18 protein-coding genes are annotated in these 17,488 nt (G+C 37.7%); 17 read left to right on the forward strand and 1 reads right to left on the reverse strand.

Features of this window, described 5'->3' with window-relative positions; translation table 11 throughout:
* Positions 1-47 precede the first annotated feature (47 nt).
* Positions 48-1,751 carry a dihydroxy-acid dehydratase gene (gene ilvD / locus K1I61_RS06440; protein ID WP_004250671.1) on the reverse strand — a complete coding sequence of 568 codons (1,704 nt, stop codon included), beginning with the start codon at positions 1,749-1,751 and terminating at the stop codon, positions 48-50.
* A gap of 218 nt (positions 1,752-1,969) precedes the next feature.
* On the opposite strand from ilvD, the gene rpmF reads away from it, so the two are divergent.
* From rpmF to K1I61_RS06525, 17 genes are all read left to right on the forward strand, one after another.
* Entirely contained in the window at positions 1,970-2,152 is a 183-nt protein-coding gene (gene rpmF / locus K1I61_RS06445) for a 50S ribosomal protein L32 (RefSeq protein ID WP_000290417.1), read from the forward strand.
* Between the two features lie 15 nt (positions 2,153-2,167).
* Entirely contained in the window at positions 2,168-2,317 is a 150-nt protein-coding gene (gene rpmG / locus K1I61_RS06450) for a 50S ribosomal protein L33 (protein WP_001265622.1), read from the forward strand.
* Positions 2,318-3,210: 893 nt separating this feature from the next.
* Positions 3,211-3,501: a WXG100 family type VII secretion target gene (locus tag K1I61_RS06455; RefSeq protein ID WP_038804232.1), complete on the forward strand. Its 291-nt coding sequence runs from the start codon at positions 3,211-3,213 to the stop codon at positions 3,499-3,501.
* A gap of 49 nt (positions 3,502-3,550) precedes the next feature.
* Positions 3,551-4,033, forward strand: coding sequence for a type VII secretion protein EssA (locus K1I61_RS06460; RefSeq protein ID WP_223333988.1), 483 nt, complete (start codon positions 3,551-3,553; stop codon positions 4,031-4,033).
* Entirely contained in the window at positions 3,996-4,253 is a 258-nt protein-coding gene (locus K1I61_RS06465) for a type VII secretion protein (RefSeq protein ID WP_223333986.1), read from the forward strand. Before K1I61_RS06460 ends, K1I61_RS06465 begins: the two co-directional genes overlap by 38 nt.
* Before the next feature lie 9 nt (positions 4,254-4,262).
* Positions 4,263-5,462 (forward strand): type VII secretion protein EssB, encoded by a 1,200-nt coding sequence (gene essB, locus K1I61_RS06470; RefSeq protein ID WP_223333984.1) that lies wholly within the window; start codon positions 4,263-4,265, stop codon positions 5,460-5,462.
* On the forward strand, positions 5,463-9,908 hold the full coding sequence (gene essC / locus K1I61_RS06475) for a type VII secretion protein EssC (RefSeq protein WP_223333982.1): 4,446 nt from the start codon (positions 5,463-5,465) through the stop codon (positions 9,906-9,908).
* Positions 9,909-9,950: 42 nt separating this feature from the next.
* A complete protein-coding gene (locus K1I61_RS06480) occupies positions 9,951-10,358 on the forward strand; it encodes a YwqH-like family protein (RefSeq protein ID WP_223333980.1) in 408 nt (135 codons plus the stop codon).
* A gap of 11 nt (positions 10,359-10,369) precedes the next feature.
* The gene (locus K1I61_RS06485) at positions 10,370-10,642 is read left to right on the forward strand and encodes a hypothetical protein (RefSeq protein ID WP_223333978.1); all 273 of its coding nucleotides are present in this window, start codon (positions 10,370-10,372) and stop codon (positions 10,640-10,642) included.
* A gap of 1 nt (position 10,643) precedes the next feature.
* Positions 10,644-11,294 carry a DUF4176 domain-containing protein gene (locus K1I61_RS06490; protein ID WP_223333976.1) on the forward strand — a complete coding sequence of 217 codons (651 nt, stop codon included), beginning with the start codon at positions 10,644-10,646 and terminating at the stop codon, positions 11,292-11,294.
* Entirely contained in the window at positions 11,291-12,790 is a 1,500-nt protein-coding gene (locus K1I61_RS06495) for a hypothetical protein (protein ID WP_223333974.1), read from the forward strand. The genes K1I61_RS06490 and K1I61_RS06495 overlap by 4 nt, the downstream gene beginning before the upstream one ends.
* Before the next feature lie 3 nt (positions 12,791-12,793).
* On the forward strand, positions 12,794-13,600 hold the full coding sequence (locus K1I61_RS06500) for a hypothetical protein (RefSeq protein ID WP_223333972.1): 807 nt from the start codon (positions 12,794-12,796) through the stop codon (positions 13,598-13,600).
* Entirely contained in the window at positions 13,600-13,911 is a 312-nt protein-coding gene (locus K1I61_RS06505; protein WP_084925287.1) for a DUF4176 domain-containing protein, read from the forward strand. The genes K1I61_RS06500 and K1I61_RS06505 overlap by 1 nt, the downstream gene beginning before the upstream one ends.
* A gap of 82 nt (positions 13,912-13,993) precedes the next feature.
* On the forward strand, positions 13,994-15,133 hold the full coding sequence (locus K1I61_RS06510; protein WP_223333970.1) for a hypothetical protein: 1,140 nt from the start codon (positions 13,994-13,996) through the stop codon (positions 15,131-15,133).
* A gap of 14 nt (positions 15,134-15,147) precedes the next feature.
* Positions 15,148-15,966 (forward strand): hypothetical protein, encoded by an 819-nt coding sequence (locus K1I61_RS06515; protein ID WP_223333969.1) that lies wholly within the window; start codon positions 15,148-15,150, stop codon positions 15,964-15,966.
* Entirely contained in the window at positions 15,966-16,277 is a 312-nt protein-coding gene (locus K1I61_RS06520; protein WP_125841265.1) for a DUF4176 domain-containing protein, read from the forward strand. The genes K1I61_RS06515 and K1I61_RS06520 overlap by 1 nt, the downstream gene beginning before the upstream one ends.
* Before the next feature lie 134 nt (positions 16,278-16,411).
* Entirely contained in the window at positions 16,412-17,488 is a 1,077-nt protein-coding gene (locus tag K1I61_RS06525; protein ID WP_223333966.1) for a hypothetical protein, read from the forward strand.

A 17,488-nucleotide genomic window follows, 5' to 3' on the forward strand; every position in this document is an offset into this window, starting at 1 on the left:
TGTATGTTTTTTAGACTGGTTAGTAATAAATCAATCCGTAATAGTGCTTATTTTTTACCAGATTGTTCCATATTCCAGAAATCTGTAACGGCACCACGTGATGCAGAAGATACGGTATGGGCATATTTACCGAGGACACCACGGCTATAGAGTGGCGGCAAGGTTGTTTCTGCCTTGCGTTTTTCAAGTTCTTCATCGGAAACGTCCATGGAAATTTCTTTGGTATCTTGGTCGACAGTGACGATATCGCCTGTACGGAGATAGGCAATTGGTCCACCATCCTGAGCTTCAGGAGCGATATGTCCAACAACCAGACCATAAGTACCACCAGAGAAACGGCCATCTGTCAAGAGGGCAACCTTGTCTCCTTGGCCTTTACCAACGATCATTGATGAAAGTGATAGCATCTCAGGCATACCAGGACCACCCTTAGGTCCAACGAAACGAACAACGACTACGTCGCCATCAACGATTTCATCTGACAAGACAGCTTGGATAGCATCTTCTTCAGAGTCAAAGACCTTAGCTGGACCAACGTGACGACGAACCTTAACACCGGACACCTTGGCAACTGCACCGTCAGGAGCAAGATTACCGTTCAAGATGATAAGCGGACCGTCCGCACGTTTAGGATTTTCAAGTGGCATGATGACTTTTTGACCTGGAGTAAGATCTGCAAAGTCAGCTAAGTTTTCAGCGACAGTCTTACCAGTACATGTGATGCGGTCTCCATGAAGGAATCCATTTGCCAACAAGTACTTCATAACCGCAGGCACACCACCAACTTCGTAGAGGTCTTGGAAGACATATTGACCAGAAGGTTTCAAGTCGGCCAAGTGAGGCACACGTTCTTGGATGGTATTGAAGTCCTCAAGTGACAAGTCAACATTAGCCGCGTGGGCAATAGCAAGCAAGTGAAGAGTGGCGTTAGTAGAACCACCGAGAGCCATTGTCACTGTAATGGCATCTTCAAAGGCTTCGCGAGTCAAGATATCAGAAGGTTTGATACCAAGTTCAAGCATTTTGACAACTGCACGACCGGCTGCTTCGATGTCTTCTTTCTTATCAGCAGATTCAGCTGGGTGAGAAGAAGAACCTGGCAAGCTCATCCCCAAAACTTCGATAGCAGTAGCCATAGTATTGGCAGTATACATACCTCCACAACCACCAGGTCCAGGGCAGGCATTACATTCCAGACGTTTGACGTCCTCAGCCGTCATATCGCCGTGGTTCCACTTACCGATCCCTTCAAATACAGAAACCAAGTCGATGTCTTTGCCATCTAGTTTTCCAGGGGCGATAGTACCACCGTAAGCGAAAATAGCTGGGATATCCATATTGGCAATGGCAATCATAGAACCAGGCATGTTCTTGTCACAACCCCCGATAGCCACAAAGGCATCCACGTTATGACCACCCATAGCTGCTTCGATAGAGTCCGCGATGATATCACGTGACGTTAGGGAGAAGCGCATACCAGGCGTTCCCATAGCAATCCCGTCGGCTACCGTAATGGTTCCAAACTGCACAGGCCAAGCACCCGCAGATTTAACCCCTTCTTTAGCCAATTTCCCAAAGTCATGCAAGTGGATATTACATGGTGTGTTTTCCGCCCAAGTCGAAATGACCCCAACAATCGGTGTTTCAAAGTCCTTATCTGTCATACCAGTCGCACGAAGCATGGCACGGTTAGGTGATTTTACCATGCTGTCATAGATGCTACTGCGGTGACGTTTATCTAATTCTGTCATTCAAGTCCCTCCCATTTCAGTTTGTTCCATTATAGCACAATTTTCATATGAATAACAGAAGAAAATTTTTAAATTTTCAGACAATTCAGCAGTGTATGATAAAAAAATACAACTTTTTTTGTCAAGTAACTTTACTTTACAAAAAAGTTTTGATATACTATTAAAGTTGATGAAAATCAAACCTAATTGAATTTATATCTTAAAAGGAGAAAAACGAAATGGCAGTACCTGCACGTCGCACATCAAAAGCGAAGAAAAACAAACGTCGTACACACTACAAAGTAACAGCTCCATCTGTAAACTTTGACGAAACTACTGGAGATTACTCACGTTCTCACCGCGTATCACTTAAAGGATACTACAAAGGACGTAAGATCGCTAAAGCTGCATCAGCTGAATAATAGAAGGGAGATACCATGCGCGTAAATATTACACTTGAACACAAAGAATCTGGTGAACGCTTGTACCTTACTTCTAAAAACAAACGTAACACTCCAGACCGTCTTCAATTGAAGAAATACTCACCAAAACTTCGCAAACACGTTGTGTTTACAGAGGTTAAATAGTGGGTCATTACGTTTCAGTAGAAACGAAAAAACCTTGATTTAAGGCGATTCTTGAATTTTCGAAATTCAATGTATTGCAATAAAAATCAACCGAATGACTACATTTTTGACTACATTTTTTGTGAAATAAATTAGATGTTCGGATATATAGAAAACGCTCTAGTCATATTGTCTAGAGCGTTTTTGTGTTGTTTAATATAATTAGATGTCGGTTTTAGATAACTACACATTTCAGATTTTTTAAAACAAGATTTAATTGTTGATAACTAGAAAGGATTATTATGTTTACAAAAAATAAATTTCAATACTGTATTTACAATCATGAGAGACTAGAACTTCATGAGCTACAAAAAGAATATCAAAAGGATAAAGCTGGGACAAAACTTAAGTATGAAAACCAATTGTTCGCAATCCTTCATGGATAGAGCGCAAGTTGTTCTCGATAGCTCGAAGATCAGCTTGATGTATTATTCTTTTAGCCATAATATCCCCCTTGTTAATGATTTCTAAATCAATTAGAAAAAATTTGACCATAGAATATTCTTATATTAAAGAAGTAATTATATCCTGAAAAAACAGGCCACAATTACACATGATTTAGATAAAATATACCAGAATTATTTTAGTTTCTCCTTATAGTAATAAGAAAATCATAATTGATACTTTAATTCAACATACTATGAAATGAGAATATGAAGTTTTCTATGGGGGAAATGTGCACTTGATTTGACATTTTAGGGCGTATGAAAACTTTGAATACAGGTTTCTTTCTATCTAAATGTTTTTGCAGATACTTTTTTTGTACAAATTTGTATTACGAGTGTGTAACTGATAGACAAACATTAAAAAATATGATAAGCTAAAGTAGACAAAAATTTTAAAGGAGAATCCTTATGTCAGCAATTAGTTTAACTCCAGAACAGTTACAATCTCAGGCGGCTATTTATCTTAGCGCTAAAGATCAAATTGAACAAGCGGTACAAACCGTTAATCGTACAAATGGAGAAATGGCATCACAATGGAAAGGACAAGCATTCAATGCTTACCTTGAGCAATACAACCAGTTGTATACACATGTTCAAAAATTCGAGGAGCTTCTAGTGAGTATCAACCAACAATTGAACAACTATGCTCAAACAGTAGCTGAACGTGACCAACAAGATGCACAAAGCTTTGGTTTGTAGTTAATTTTGAGGAGCGTCAGGGAAACTTGACGCTTATTTTTATACCATGATGAAGAAAATTAAAAAGTACCTATTAATTCTTTGTATCGTATTTCCTGTGCTAGTTTATGCAGACGATGGTAGCTTAAAACTTGATACAGATATCATTACAAATAGTACACAGGATACGGTCAAAAATAGGATAGAATCCAAATATGCCCCAAATTTATTTTTAAATCGTACCCAGAAGGTTGTGGACCAGAGAACTCAAACAACGAAAGAACTGTTACAGGGGGCAGAACAGACTATATTTACAGGTAGTGAAAATCATTCTATTTATCGCTTAGAAACTAGTGTAGTTCAAACATCATTATTCAATCAATACACCATAGAGGAGAAGTCCTCTTTTAAGCAAAGGGATTATTCAATTTTTAAGGATTGGATGGGAAGCGTATTTACAAGTGTTTTTTTGCTGTTTATGGTTTTGTTGGGCGTCTATCTAGGAAGGAAATGGCATGGATTACGGAAAAATAAAGCTAACTCTAGAGTATAGAGAAAAACAAATAGATATTCGAGTTTCAAAAGCTCTTACTTGGTTAAGGTTAGAAGAATTATTAAAAGATACCAAAGTTAGAGAACAGTTGAATTTACCTCGAAATAGTTCGTTTTGTTTCAAAGTTAGAAATAAACAAATCCATATCGAACCAATGGATATCTTGGCTGCTTATCCAGTTAGTGATGGAGATTATATAGAGATTGAGGAAGTATCATAGGAGAAAAAAATGTTTGAAGCAGATCAACTACAATTTGTGAAAGAGGACAATCAAATATCAGTTCGAATTTCTTCATCAGGTTATCGAAGAGAACAGCTTGAATTGATTCAAGAATATTGTCCAGTAGAAATAGTGCAGAAAGATGGAGTTCTTTCTTTGCATTATATTATTCCCGAGTATTTTAAAACAGTTAAGGAAGAAATTTTAAATAGAAGTACGGAGCTTGAGCGTTTTAGTTTGGCGCAAAGCATGTCGGTATTAGTTCATTCTGAAAATGATTATAAAATTCCGTATATTCATCCTGAAAACATCATTGTTTTTGGGAGTAATGTACAAATGTTACATTATGGAATCGAAAAATTACTTGCACCACAGCAGTATAGTTCGGAATTCTATTTAGAGTCTTATAAAGCTTTAATGATTTCTATTTTACTACCTAAGGTAGATTTTGACTTAGTCATCCATGGGATTGATGCAATAAAGGAAAAGGTGGCACAGGATATTATTCCCTTAGGGAGTGTAGCTGATGTTAATAAATATATTGCAGAAAAGTATGCAAAATTATCAGAAGAGAGTTCAAAAGCTAATTTGTTGGTGAACAAGAAAAAATGGAAGGCTCTGTTAATAGGGGGAGCCTTGCTTGCAACAACCACAGTGGTCTTAAGTTTTGCAACTTATAAGTCTATGTTTAAAGACGGCCCCCTAAAATCATCAGTCATTATGGCCCAATCAAATTTCATGCGAAAAGACTATTCTGAAACAGTTGAATCATTAAAAAATTATGGTGCAGAATCATTGCCAAAGGAAGCTAAGTATATCTTAGCAGCAAGCTATGTCCGTTTAGATAGTTTGAGCGATAAGCAAAAGGAAGTTATTTTAAATACGATTACAGAATCAACAGATGATACAATTTTTTATTATTGGATTTATCTTGGACGTGGAAAATTTGAAAAAGCTCTAGATGTGGCACAAAATATCGGGGACACACAGTTGATTTTACACGCTTATACAAATCTATATGAATCAGTCAAAGCAGATATCAATATGAACGGTTCTGAGAAACAAAAGAAACTTGAAGAATATGAAAAGAAAATAAAAGAACTTTCTGCTGAGATTGGAGAAGCTACTACAAATAGTAGTGATACAAAAGTATCTACTGAGACAACAACTCCTAAGGACAACCAAACAAAAGAAAAGAGCGGACGATAAATGAAGGCAAAAAAGCTAGAATATGATCATCAACTGGGAGACCAATTAGGAGAACTTCATAAACCTCTTTATACCTTGTTGATTGAACAAGAAAAACTGGAAAAAATAGATTTGTTTGAAGGACAAGAGGTAAGAGTAGGTGCTAACAAGTATACAGTAGAAGGCAGAAGAGTCTATCGAAACGGTAAGGAATTAGAAAGAGGAGAATCTACCTTTGATAAAGAAACTGTAACCTTATTGGTCCCTGAAGAGGATATTTTTATCACTTATATTTTTCCGCCACAACGATTTATTTGTAGCAAGAAAGAATCAGCTGACATTAGTTGGCCGATTTCGAACCAACTTATTTTTTCAGAAAATCAAGTACAGGTTATAATTGGGGAATCTCCGATTTATCTAAACGACCGTCTAATTAAAGAGGAAGGGCTTTATCCGTTTGAATTAGGAGACCGAATGAAGGTTTCTAACTATTTTATAGAAAAAAGAAAAAACCAGTGGAAAATTGGATGTCTTTTTGAAGAACCACAATTGAATAAGAATCGAATTCTGATACAAGAAAAAAATAATGAGTATCCGATGGATTTTCCAGAGTATAGAAGGAGTCCGAGAGTCAACCCTATTATCCATAGTGGGAAAATCATTATCAATCAACCTCCACAGCCTATAAAGCCACCCAAAAACTCGCTCATCCGAGCCATTGTCCCAGCTTTAGGAATGTTTACTTTGACTGCATTGAGTTCAATTTGGACAAAAGGGAATCCTGTAATGATGCTAGGAATGGGTGGATTTAGTCTCCTAACAGCAGCGACAACTATGAGCCAGTATTTTGAAGAGCGAAAGGATACCAAAGAACAGGAAAAAAATCGGATTCAAGATTACGAAGCATATTTATTAAAACAAGTATCCGACTTAGAAAGATACTACAAAGAAGAAACAAATATTTTACATTACAATCAACCGTCAATATCAACCATTACTGAGCTGATTGCAAAGTATGATTCTAGAATTTATGAGCGAATGGATTATAATGAAGATTTCTTACAGGTGTCTTTAGGATTAGGAGATAAATTAAGTCAACTAGAGTTGCAAACAAATTTTGATGAGCAAAGTAAAGATGAAATATCGCAGTTTGCTCGAACAGTCTTGCAAGACTACAGTTTGCAAAAGAAAGTTCCAATCACTGTTAATATCTTTGAAGCGACAGTTGGTCTTGTTGGGAACAGTGAAGTAACTAGGACAGCTGTGTATAATATGCTCTTACAGATGGCAATGTTTCATAGCTACTTAGATGTTAATTTTATCAACCTTGTTCAAGAACAGAGATATGAAAAAGATTGGTCTGAGTGGCGCTTTCTCCCTCATTTTAATATGCAGGAACGAAATATTCGTGGTTTTGTTCATGATGCCAGAAGCCGTGATGCTGTTCTAAATTCGCTTTACCGTATTATTCAAAAACGTTCCCAAATCAAACGTGAAATGGGGGAAAAAGATGCACGCTTTAAACCTCATTATGTCTTAACGATTATGGATGACTCCCATTTACTTGGCCATAGTTTGAATGAGTATCTAGCCAAGGATTTGACAGAGTTAGGTGTAACAGTTATTTGGGTGAAAGAGGCACGTCGTCTTTTGCCGGAAACTATCACAACTCTAATTGAATATAAGAATCAAAATCTAGGTCAAATCATTAATGATGAAGGATCCTATAGTGCACAAACCTTTATTCCCTACCCACTGTTGGATTGCTATGAAGATTCTATCCGTACTTTAGCAAATCTAAAACACATGGAAGTAGAGAAGAATACGATTCCCAAATCCGTTACTTTTTTGGAACTCTATCAAGTCAGAGAAGTTGAAGAGTTACAGGTTGCGTCTAGATGGTCCAAAGCGGATACTTTTAAAACATTAGCAGTGCCATTAGGATTGCGTGGGAAAGATGACCAGGTGGAGCTCAACTTACATGAACGTGCACATGGACCACACGGCCTCGTAGCAGGAACCACTGGTTCAGGTAAATCGGAGATTCTTCAGTCTTATATATTATCCATGGCTGTAAATTTTAGTCCAGAGGATGTTGGATTTCTTACCATTGACTTCAAGGGTGGAGGGATGGCGAATCTTTTCAAAGATCTCCCACATATGCTTGGGTCTATTACTAACTTAGATGGTGCGGCTAGTGCGCGTGCCCTAGCTTCTATCAAAGCAGAGTTACAAAAACGTCAACGACTATTTAATCAATTTGGCGTCAACCATATCAATGGATACACTAAATTATATAAGGAAGGTCAACAAGCTACTGACAAATCAGGTTATCCAGACAAACCATTACCTCATCTCTTCCTTATTAGTGATGAGTTTGCTGAATTGAAAGAACATGAACCAGAATTTATGACAGAGCTGGTTTCGACAGCCCGTATTGGACGTTCGCTTGGAGTTCATCTAATTCTTGCTACACAAAAGCCATCAGGTGTCGTGAATGATCAAATATGGTCAAACTCTCGTTTCAAACTAGCGTTGAAAGTGTCAGATGAGTCTGATTCAAATGAAATTATCAAAACACCAGATGCGGCGAGCATTACTGAACCAGGGCGTGCTTACCTACAAGTAGGAAATAACGAAATCTATGAATTGTTCCAGTCTGCATGGAGTGGTGCGCAGTATGCCCCACAAACAGAGGGAGTTCAAGAAGTTGTTGATGAACGAATCTGGTTGATAAATGACCTAGGACAATATGAGTTGCTATCTGATGACCTATCTAAGGATGAAAATTATACTGCTGATCAGACGGAAGAAATCACGGAACTCTCAGCTGTTGTAAACTACATAGCAAGAGTGAGCAAGACTGTTCCTCTCAACCTGCCAGATAAGCCGTGGTTAGAACCACTAGAGACAGCCATCATATCCCCACAAACAGATATTCACTGGAGCGATGAAAAAGTATTGGCCGTTCCCTTTGCTCGAATGGATATTCCGACAGAGCAACGTCAGAAGGATTATCACTTTGATTTGGAAAAAATGGGTCATACAGTTTTCTATGGTTCACCAGGTTTTGGGAAATCCCTAGCTCTTCAAACTCTAGTGTTAAATCTCGCTCGTTTGAATACTCCAGAGCAAGTACAAATCAATTTATTTGACTTTGGGACAAATGGACTCTTGCCACTAAAAGATTTACCACATGTGGTTGATTTAACACGGTTTGATGAAGAAGAAAAACTGGTTAAGTTTTTAAAACGTATTGACCAAGAGTTGAAGAATCGCAAGGAAAAATTTGCTCTCTATAATGTAGCAAGCCTTTCCCAATACGAACAAAAATCGGGTGACAAACTCCCTGCTATTCTTACTATTTTTGATGGCTTTGATACTATAAAAGACACACAACTAGAAGAGGCTATTGAAAGTACGATTAACCGCCTCCTACGTGAGGGAGCGAGTCTTGGATGCTATGTGATTTTGACAGCACTTCGTTCAAATAGCCTTAAAATCAGTATGTCAAGTAATATCACCTCGCGCTTGGCCTTTTACCTGGTTGATGAAGGAGCTTCTAAGGAAATTATCGGACGCGATGCTTTAATTCAGCAAGAAATTTTTGGTCGTGCCCAATTGAAAGAAGATATTCCTTATGCCATTCAGGTTTATCTCCCAATAAGTGGAGAAGGGGACATTGAGCGCCTATATAACTTGGAAGAAGAAGTCAAGTTGATTGCAAGAAGCTGGACAGGAGTTTGCCCAGAACCAATCCCAATGTTGCCAAATGAAGTGACGCTTACACACTTTAGTAATCATCCTAAAGTACTTGAGATGTGGTCGAGGGGAGAATTACCAATAGGGTTTGATAAAGAAACAACGGATCCTCAAGGGTTTGTTCCCGATAGAGATGGGTATTTTGAATTCTTATATGATACCCCGCAACAATTGGAATATTGTGAAAATAGTTTGATACCAGGTCTGAACAGATTAGTAAATATTGAAAAAATATTATTAAATACCAACAATAGTTACAAAAAAACAGAAGTATTTGATAAAATTATTGATAGAGATAATATACCTAGTTTCTTTAACGATATTCAAGGAGAAATTGAAAGCCGTCACAATGGTAAAGAGGCTTCAATGATGTACGTATTTATCCCAGAAGCGCATATGCTGGGGACTTTATTAAATATGAAAGTAACCGAGGATGCATTTAAAAAGATTGTTAGAAATAGCGGAAAAGTTCACATTCATTTTGTATTTATGGGAGAACAACAAGCTATTAGTGTAGGCTACTTAGATGTTGACAAGGTCTTAAAGAGCAATGTTCCTGCTGGATGTGTTGGAACAAGGTTCAAAGATCAAAATATTTCAAAAGTACAAACGACCTTCAGCGAGCCAGTTGTAGCAGAGGATGAGACAAACTTTTTTGTGGGTAGAATAGGTTATCGTTTACGATTGGTTACAGATAATGGATAGAATCTTTAACATAAGTTGATAAAAAACAAAGGAGATATAGCTATGTCTCGTGATTACAGTTATGAGATTTACTCTTTACGACAACAGATTTCAACAATGTCTAGTGAAAGAGCGGATATATTAAATAAAATTAGTATTCTAAAACAGAATAAGAGTAAAATACAGAGCAAGAAAAGCGCAATTTCAGAACAATTGTCTCAATACGATTTGATAAAGGCAAAAGCTACTTCTAATTTTGCTGGAAATAGAAGAGATGATTTTAATAATAAAGTAGAGACACTAAAAGGGTCGATTTCCCAATGGTTGAAGAATACCCAGAATAATATTGATTTGATTGACCAAAAAATCTCAACCTATACGGCTGAAGCTTCTAATTTAGCAATTGGTATGAATTACGCTAGCCAATCACTAAATACTTATATTTATCTTCAAAGTCAAAATGAAGATTAAGGGGGAGATTTATGGGAGAAATAAAATTAGATTTAAATATTTGGTCTGTTGATGTTGTTACATATTCTTCATCAATTGATGCTTTGTCCGATCTTTCAAAACCTGCCTTGAGCGAGAATGACTTACAACCTTTCCTTAAAATTAATTCTATGATAGATGAGTTAAACAATTCGATAAAAACATTTAAAAGAAATTCAATAGATCAGACAGGAAATATGTCTAGGGCTGTAGCGAATAAAATGTCTGATGATGCTGCTGGGGCTGCAGGTTTTAGAGGAGGATAAGATGATTTCACAAGAAATGTTATGGGCACAGTATTTTACAGAGTCCTATCTTGGTTTTAAGCCGAATTCACTCATCGATCAAATCGCTAAAGCTATTATTTATAGACCGGATTTATTTAGAACATTGGTTTTAAATTTGTCTCAGAGTGATATGAGTTATGAGTACAATCCAACAATTGGAGCAAGTATTGATTTTCGCTTCAATAAGGGAGAGGTTATTATCACTCGTCTTGGGGAAACTCAGCTTTTTTCCACATCTGAGTTTGTGCGTTTACTTGGATTAATTGATAAAATTTATACAGAAATTCTGCCATTAGGTAGTGTTATTCAAATAAATAGAGAAAAGTTACCCAAAGATGCTCTTGAGGATTTTATTGAAGAAATGCCTATCTATGTATTAATTACAGGGCAACGGGTATCAATCGAAAACAAATTTTATCTAGATTACACGGGATATTTTTGGCCAAAAGGTTTGATTCCAAATCAAGAAACCTTAGTTATATCTGATGACATGATTGCATCCGTCCTTTTTAGGGGGCTAGAGAAGAATGATATTCAGGAACAACATGTCTTAAACCTACGTCGCCAACTACTTGCAAAGGATCTGGATTCTTATACTTTTCACAATTATCAAATGGAGGCTAGCCGATGAAATATAAGTATTCTGAATTATTGATAGCGCGCGAGGGACTTTATCGTTCAAAAAGTGGATTTGAGGATAAGATTCTAGCAGCGATTCAAGGTACTCGAGAGTTGATTGGCACGGAAAGTTTTCGTTCTGCCACCAAAGATGCGATTAATGCAGAGCTGAGTAATTATAACCTGCCTTTATTATTTAGTTACCATGATTTAGCCAATGGTTTATATAATGAGTGGGATCGGCTGATGTTACGCTTTCAGGAGTTGGTTGATGAGCATAGTCCTGCTGCTGTCATTGATACGTCAGAATTTTCCGGTTTAAAAAGAGCTGTGGTGCAACCGACTCAAGAGATTTTGAACTTGATTGCCCATCCAGACCTGACAATAGCTTACTCTGCAATTGGAGGTATGGTGGGCATCAGCAATCCTTCTTCAGCAGATATCAAAAGCCATAAGGAAGAAGCCCTGCAATCTCTTCGTACAACTGAAAGTCGGATGGAATCATTTAATGGTGAATTGTTGGGGAGCGGTGTGACCACTACCCTCTCCACAATCGCAAGTGGTTTGAGTCGGTCTCGCAAAGCTGTTGGCATGACAGACCCTTATCACAATGTGGAAGCCCTTGCAATTTTTAAGGACACGAAGTTACGGGATCAACAGATCGAGAATTCTAAAACTCTGCACGAAGAACTAATCCGTTATATTCGACATTATAATCCAGAAACGGCCTTTGACTTGAGCCAAATGAGTGAGCAGGAACTACAGACCTTGGGTCGTACGATCTCTCTTGCCTCCCATGGGAATGGCGGTAAGAAACCTCAGGAGCTGATTGATTTCTTGAAAGGGAATGAAGTTACGTTTGAGAAGGAGATCACAGTATTTGACAATGGTCAACACTACCTCAAGAGCAAAATCCAGATAAAAGGTCACTTCAAAGGGGAAAGTGCCATCACTTTTAACACTAAATATAAAGATGGTAAGTTAAGTCAAGAAGGAGAGTATAGCGTTGGCGGTTTGAGTACAGATTTTCTAGACGAAAAGGCCAATTATAAGACGAAAATAGGACTAAAGGACTATTCTATAACGGGTGAGTTCAGTATAGCAGACCAGATTAGTTCGAAGTACGGGAGACTCGCACCCAACCTTTCTATTGGCTTTGGCTATAAGAATCGCTCTCTTGAGGTTGGGACCAAGTCAGAGAATGGTTATCGTGTTTCCTATGTAAAAGAACATAACCAGGTCAAACAAGACTACGGAACAGTTAAAACAACCACTGAAACAGGGGTGAGAACGGTGGATCATCTCCAAAGGACATTTGACTATGTCGCAGAGCATCCAGTTGCGTCGGTAGCAATAGCTTTTGGTGCAGTAATTGCTATAGGTGCCGCTGTAGCATTTGCTCCTTCAGTTATCGCTGCTCTATCTGCTTTTGGAACTCTAAAATTACTAGGAGGGTTAACTACTAGCATCCTTATTGGAATATCTATTTTTAATAATAAAGGGGAGTAATATATGAAATTAGTAGAAAAAAAAGTAAGTAGGGCGACAGAAAACACTCTTCTACAACTTGATAGGGCTATTCTAATTTGCTTATTTTTAGTCTTGGTTGTTGATGTGATGGCAGTGTGTTTAGTATTGCAAAGTAATTTGGAAATATTGGGACTCATATTATTAGTTATTGACTTTTTCGCTCTTGTCTTTGTATTTTATTTAAGATTTATATCTAGCAAAGTTGCTTATCTAATGTTAAACGATGCTATTAATCTTAAACTCTATGAAGACATGTTTAGGGTTCAATCTGAAAAATCTATTAAGCCCTATAGAGCAACGTACCAAGAAAATTTCCATTTTGTTAAGGGACAAGTGACTTATTTGAAAGGAGATTTTCAAGCTGCGAAAGAAAATTTTGAAAAAATTAATTTAAAAAAAGTTTGGAAGAGATTTAGTACAGACATGTTCCTAAGATTAACTTATGGTCAATTGTTGGTTTCCATCCATCTTCAAGATGCGCAAGATATTGCTTTCTTTGAGGAACAGTTGTCCAAGGCGCCAGATTCGAAAGGTGGTAAGGCTAAACTAATCGCCCAAACTCAAGCCATAAAAGATATTGTGTTCAATAAAGAAGTGAACGACTACTTCGACACCACTGAACCAGAAAGTAATCTAGCTCGAATCATGTTTTCTTATTACGGCGCTCTCAATGCTCAATTAAAAGGAGATGAAGAACGTGCCCGTAGTTTGTTTGAAAGCATCGCCCATGAAAATCCAGAACTCTTTTATGTTCAGGAAGCGCAGAGATACTTAGAAGGAGAAAACTGATGTCAGAACGTACTGCTTTACCTATTGGGAGTGTTGTTCGAGTGAGAGAAGGTGTGGAGCCTGTCATGATTGTTAATCATTGTCCAGTTACTGAAAAGGACGGCAAGCAAGGTTATTTTGATTTTGGAGCTGTCAGTCTTCCGCTAGGACTCATTAATCAAAACATTATCTTCTTTAACAAGGAGGATATAGATGAGGTTCTATTCTTTGGTTACATCGATCGTCGATTTCAAGACTTTTTGAGTCGTTATGATGAGGAAGTCTCAAAAATCACCTATGACCACTTCACCATAGAAGACTTTAAAAAATGACATACAAATCCTAGAATTTCATTCTAGGATTTTCTATATGGTGAGAAAATGTTATAATGAAGATTAAGTAGAATAGTCACTGGTGAAATTTGCCCATCCAGACCTGACAATAGCCTACTCTGCAATTGGAGGTATGGTGGGCATCAGCAATCCTTCTACAGCAGATATCAAAAGCCAGAAGGAAGAAGCCCTGCAATCTCTTCGTACAACTGAAAGTCGGATGGAATCATTTAATGGTGAACTGTTGGGGAGCGGTGTGACCACTACTCTCTCCACAATCGCAAGTGGTTTGAGTCGGTCTCGCAAAGCTGTTGGTATGACAGACCCTTATCACAATGTGGAAGCTCTTGCAATTTTTAAGGACACGAAGTTACGGGATCAACAGATCGAGAATTCTAAAACTCTGCACGAAGAACTAATCCATTATATTCGACATTATAATCCAGAAACGGCCTTTGACTTGAGCCAAATGAGTGAGCAGGAACTACAGACCTTGGGTCGTACGATCTCTCTTGCCTCCCATGGGAATGGCGGTAAGAAACCTCAGGAACTGATTGATTTCTTGAAAGGGAATGAAGTTACGTTTGAGAAGGAGATCACAGTATATGACGATGGTCAGCACTACCTTAAGAGCAAAATCCAGATAAAAGGTCACTTCAAAGGGGAAAGTGCCATCACTTTTAACACTAAATATAAAGATGGTAAGTTAAGTCAAGAAGGAGAGTATAGCGTAGGAGGTTTGAGTACAGATTTTCTAGATGAAAAGGCCAATTATAAGACGAAGATAGGGCTAAAGGACTATTCTATAACGGGTGAGTTCAGTTTAGCAGACCAGATTAGTTCGAAGTACGGGAGACTCACACCCAACCTTTCCATTGGCTTTGGCTATAAGAATCGCTCTCTTGAGGTTGGGACCAAGTCAGAGAATGGTTATCGTGTTTCCTATGTAAAAGAACATAACCAGGTCAAACAAGACTACGGAACAGTTAAAACAACCACTGAAACAGGGGTGAGAACGGTGGATCATCTCACTCAAACTTTTAATACAACTGGTGAGGTAGTTGGTAGTGCTTTTAATTGGGTTGTAGAGCATCCAGTTGAAACGATTGGACTTACTCTTGTAACAGTTGGGACAATTCTTGCTTTTTCTACTGGGGTTGGTGAGGTAGCAACTGCTGTAGTTGCATTATTTGTAGGGATTACGGCGTTATTTAATAGCTAGTTATGGAGTGTTATATGAAAAGAGCTATAGAAATTATTAGAACATGGTCAGCTGATAAAATAGAATTAATTTTTCTTAAAATTATATTTAAATATTTGCTGTATTTTTTAGTGTTTTCAACAGTAATTGTTTATGTCTATATTTTTAACCATTCATCGACCACTTACACAAAGGTATTATCAATATTTCTTGTCTTTGTTATATTGTTTATTCTTCTATCTAAACTATTACTTGATAAGGCTTTAATTGATATTTTATCTCAAGATATCAATTTAGCAAAGTATCAAGAAATAGTTGCTAGAGCTGAGGAAAATTCTTTAAATAGAAATGTTCAAGTTCTTCCAAAATATTTGGCAAATGCAAGAGTATCCTTTTATAGAGGACACTTCCAAGATAGTTTAGAATTGCTGAATAAAATAAAAAATAGTAATCTAAAAAAATCCAAAAATCTGTACTATGTATTTAATATCAAGTATTATAGCATCCTAAACTTGGTTCATTTGAATGATTGTTTAGAATTGAGAGAATTGATGATAGAAATTGAAGGGCTAACAAGTAATGTTCAATCGCAAATTTTAAAATATCAGGAAGAAATTTTGAGTTTAAAGGCTATTGTTGACATCTATTGTAATAAAATATCAAACGACTACTTCGATACCACAGAACCTGAAAATAAGCTAGCCCGAATCATGTTCTCTTATTACGGAGCCCTTAATGCTCAGCTAAAAGGAGATGAGGATCGTGCCCGTAATTTGTTTGAAAGTATCGCCCATGAAAATCCAGAGCTTTTCTATGTTCAGGAAGCGCAGAAATATTTAGAAGGAGAAAACTGATGTCAGAACGTACGGCTTTACCGATTGGAAGTGTTGTTCGAGTGAGAGAAGGTGTAGAGCCTGTCATGATTGTTAATCATTGTCCAGTTACTGAAAAGGACGGCAAGCAAGGTTATTTTGACTTTGGAGCTGTCAGTCTTCCGCTAGGACTCATTAATCAAAACATTATCTTCTTTAACAAAGAGGATATAGATGAAGTTCTATTCTTTGGTTACATCGATCGTAGATTTCAAGACTTTTTGAGTCGTTATGATGAGGAAGTCTCAAAAATCAGCTATGACCATTTCACCATAGAAGACTTCAAAAAATGACATACAAATCCTAGAATTTCATTCTAGGATTTTCTATATGGTGAGAAAATGTTATAATGAAGATTAGGTAGAATACCCACTGATGTAAACATAAATATCCAGACCTGACAATAGCTTACTCTGCTATTGGGGGTATGGTTGGCATCAGCAATCCTTCTTCCGCAGATATCAAAAGCTATAAGGAAGAAGCCCTGCAATCTCTTCGTACAACTGAAAGTCGGATGGAATCATTTAATGGTGAACTGTTGGGGAGCGGCGTGACCACTACCCTCTCCACAATCGCAAGTGGTTTGAGTCGGTCTCGGAAAGCTGTTGGTATGACAGACCCTTATCACAATGTGGAAGCCCTTGCAATTTTTAAGGACACGAAGTTACGGGATCAACAGATCGAGAATTCTAAAACTCTACACGAAGAACTAATCCATTATATTCGACATTATAATCCAGAAACGGCCTTTGACTTGAGCCAAATGAGTGGGCAGGAACTACAGACCTTGGGTCGTACGATCTCTCTTGCCTCCCATGGAAATGGCGGTAAGAAACCTCAGGAACTGATTGATTTCTTGAAAGGGAATGAAGTTACGTTTGAGAAGGAGATAACAGTATATGACGATGGTCAACACTACCTTAAGAGCAAAATCCAGATAAAAGGGCATTTTAAAGGGGAAAGTGCCATCACTTTTAACACTAAATATAAAGATGGTAAGTTAAGTCAAGAAGGAGAGTATAGCGTTGGAGGGCTGAGTACAGATTTTCTAGATGAAAAGGCCAATTATAAGACGAAGATAGGGTTAAAGGACTATTCTATAACGAGTGAGTTCAGTCTAGCAGACCAGATTAGTTCGAAGTACGGGAGACTCGCACCCAACCTTTCCATTGGCTTTGGTTATAAGAATCGCTCTCTTGAGGTTGGTACCAAGTCAGAAGATGGCTACCGCGTGACTTATGTGAAAGAGCATAATCAGGTCAAACAAGACTACGGAACAGTTAAAACGACCACTGAAACAGGGGTGAGAAGTGTGGATCATCTCCAAAGGACATTTGACTATGTCGCAGAGCATCCGGTTGAGTCTGCGTTTGTTTTAGCTGCAGTAGGACTTTGTATAGTAGCAGCTCCAGTTGTAGGCTCGGCGCTAGGTGTTGCTGGATTTTTTGCAACAGCTGTTAGTGTTTTGATTGGGGTAGCATTATACAATGATAAAGGGGAGTAA

The organism is Streptococcus infantis, assembly GCF_019929665.1.
Classification (GTDB): Bacteria; Bacillota; Bacilli; order Lactobacillales; family Streptococcaceae; genus Streptococcus; species Streptococcus infantis_H.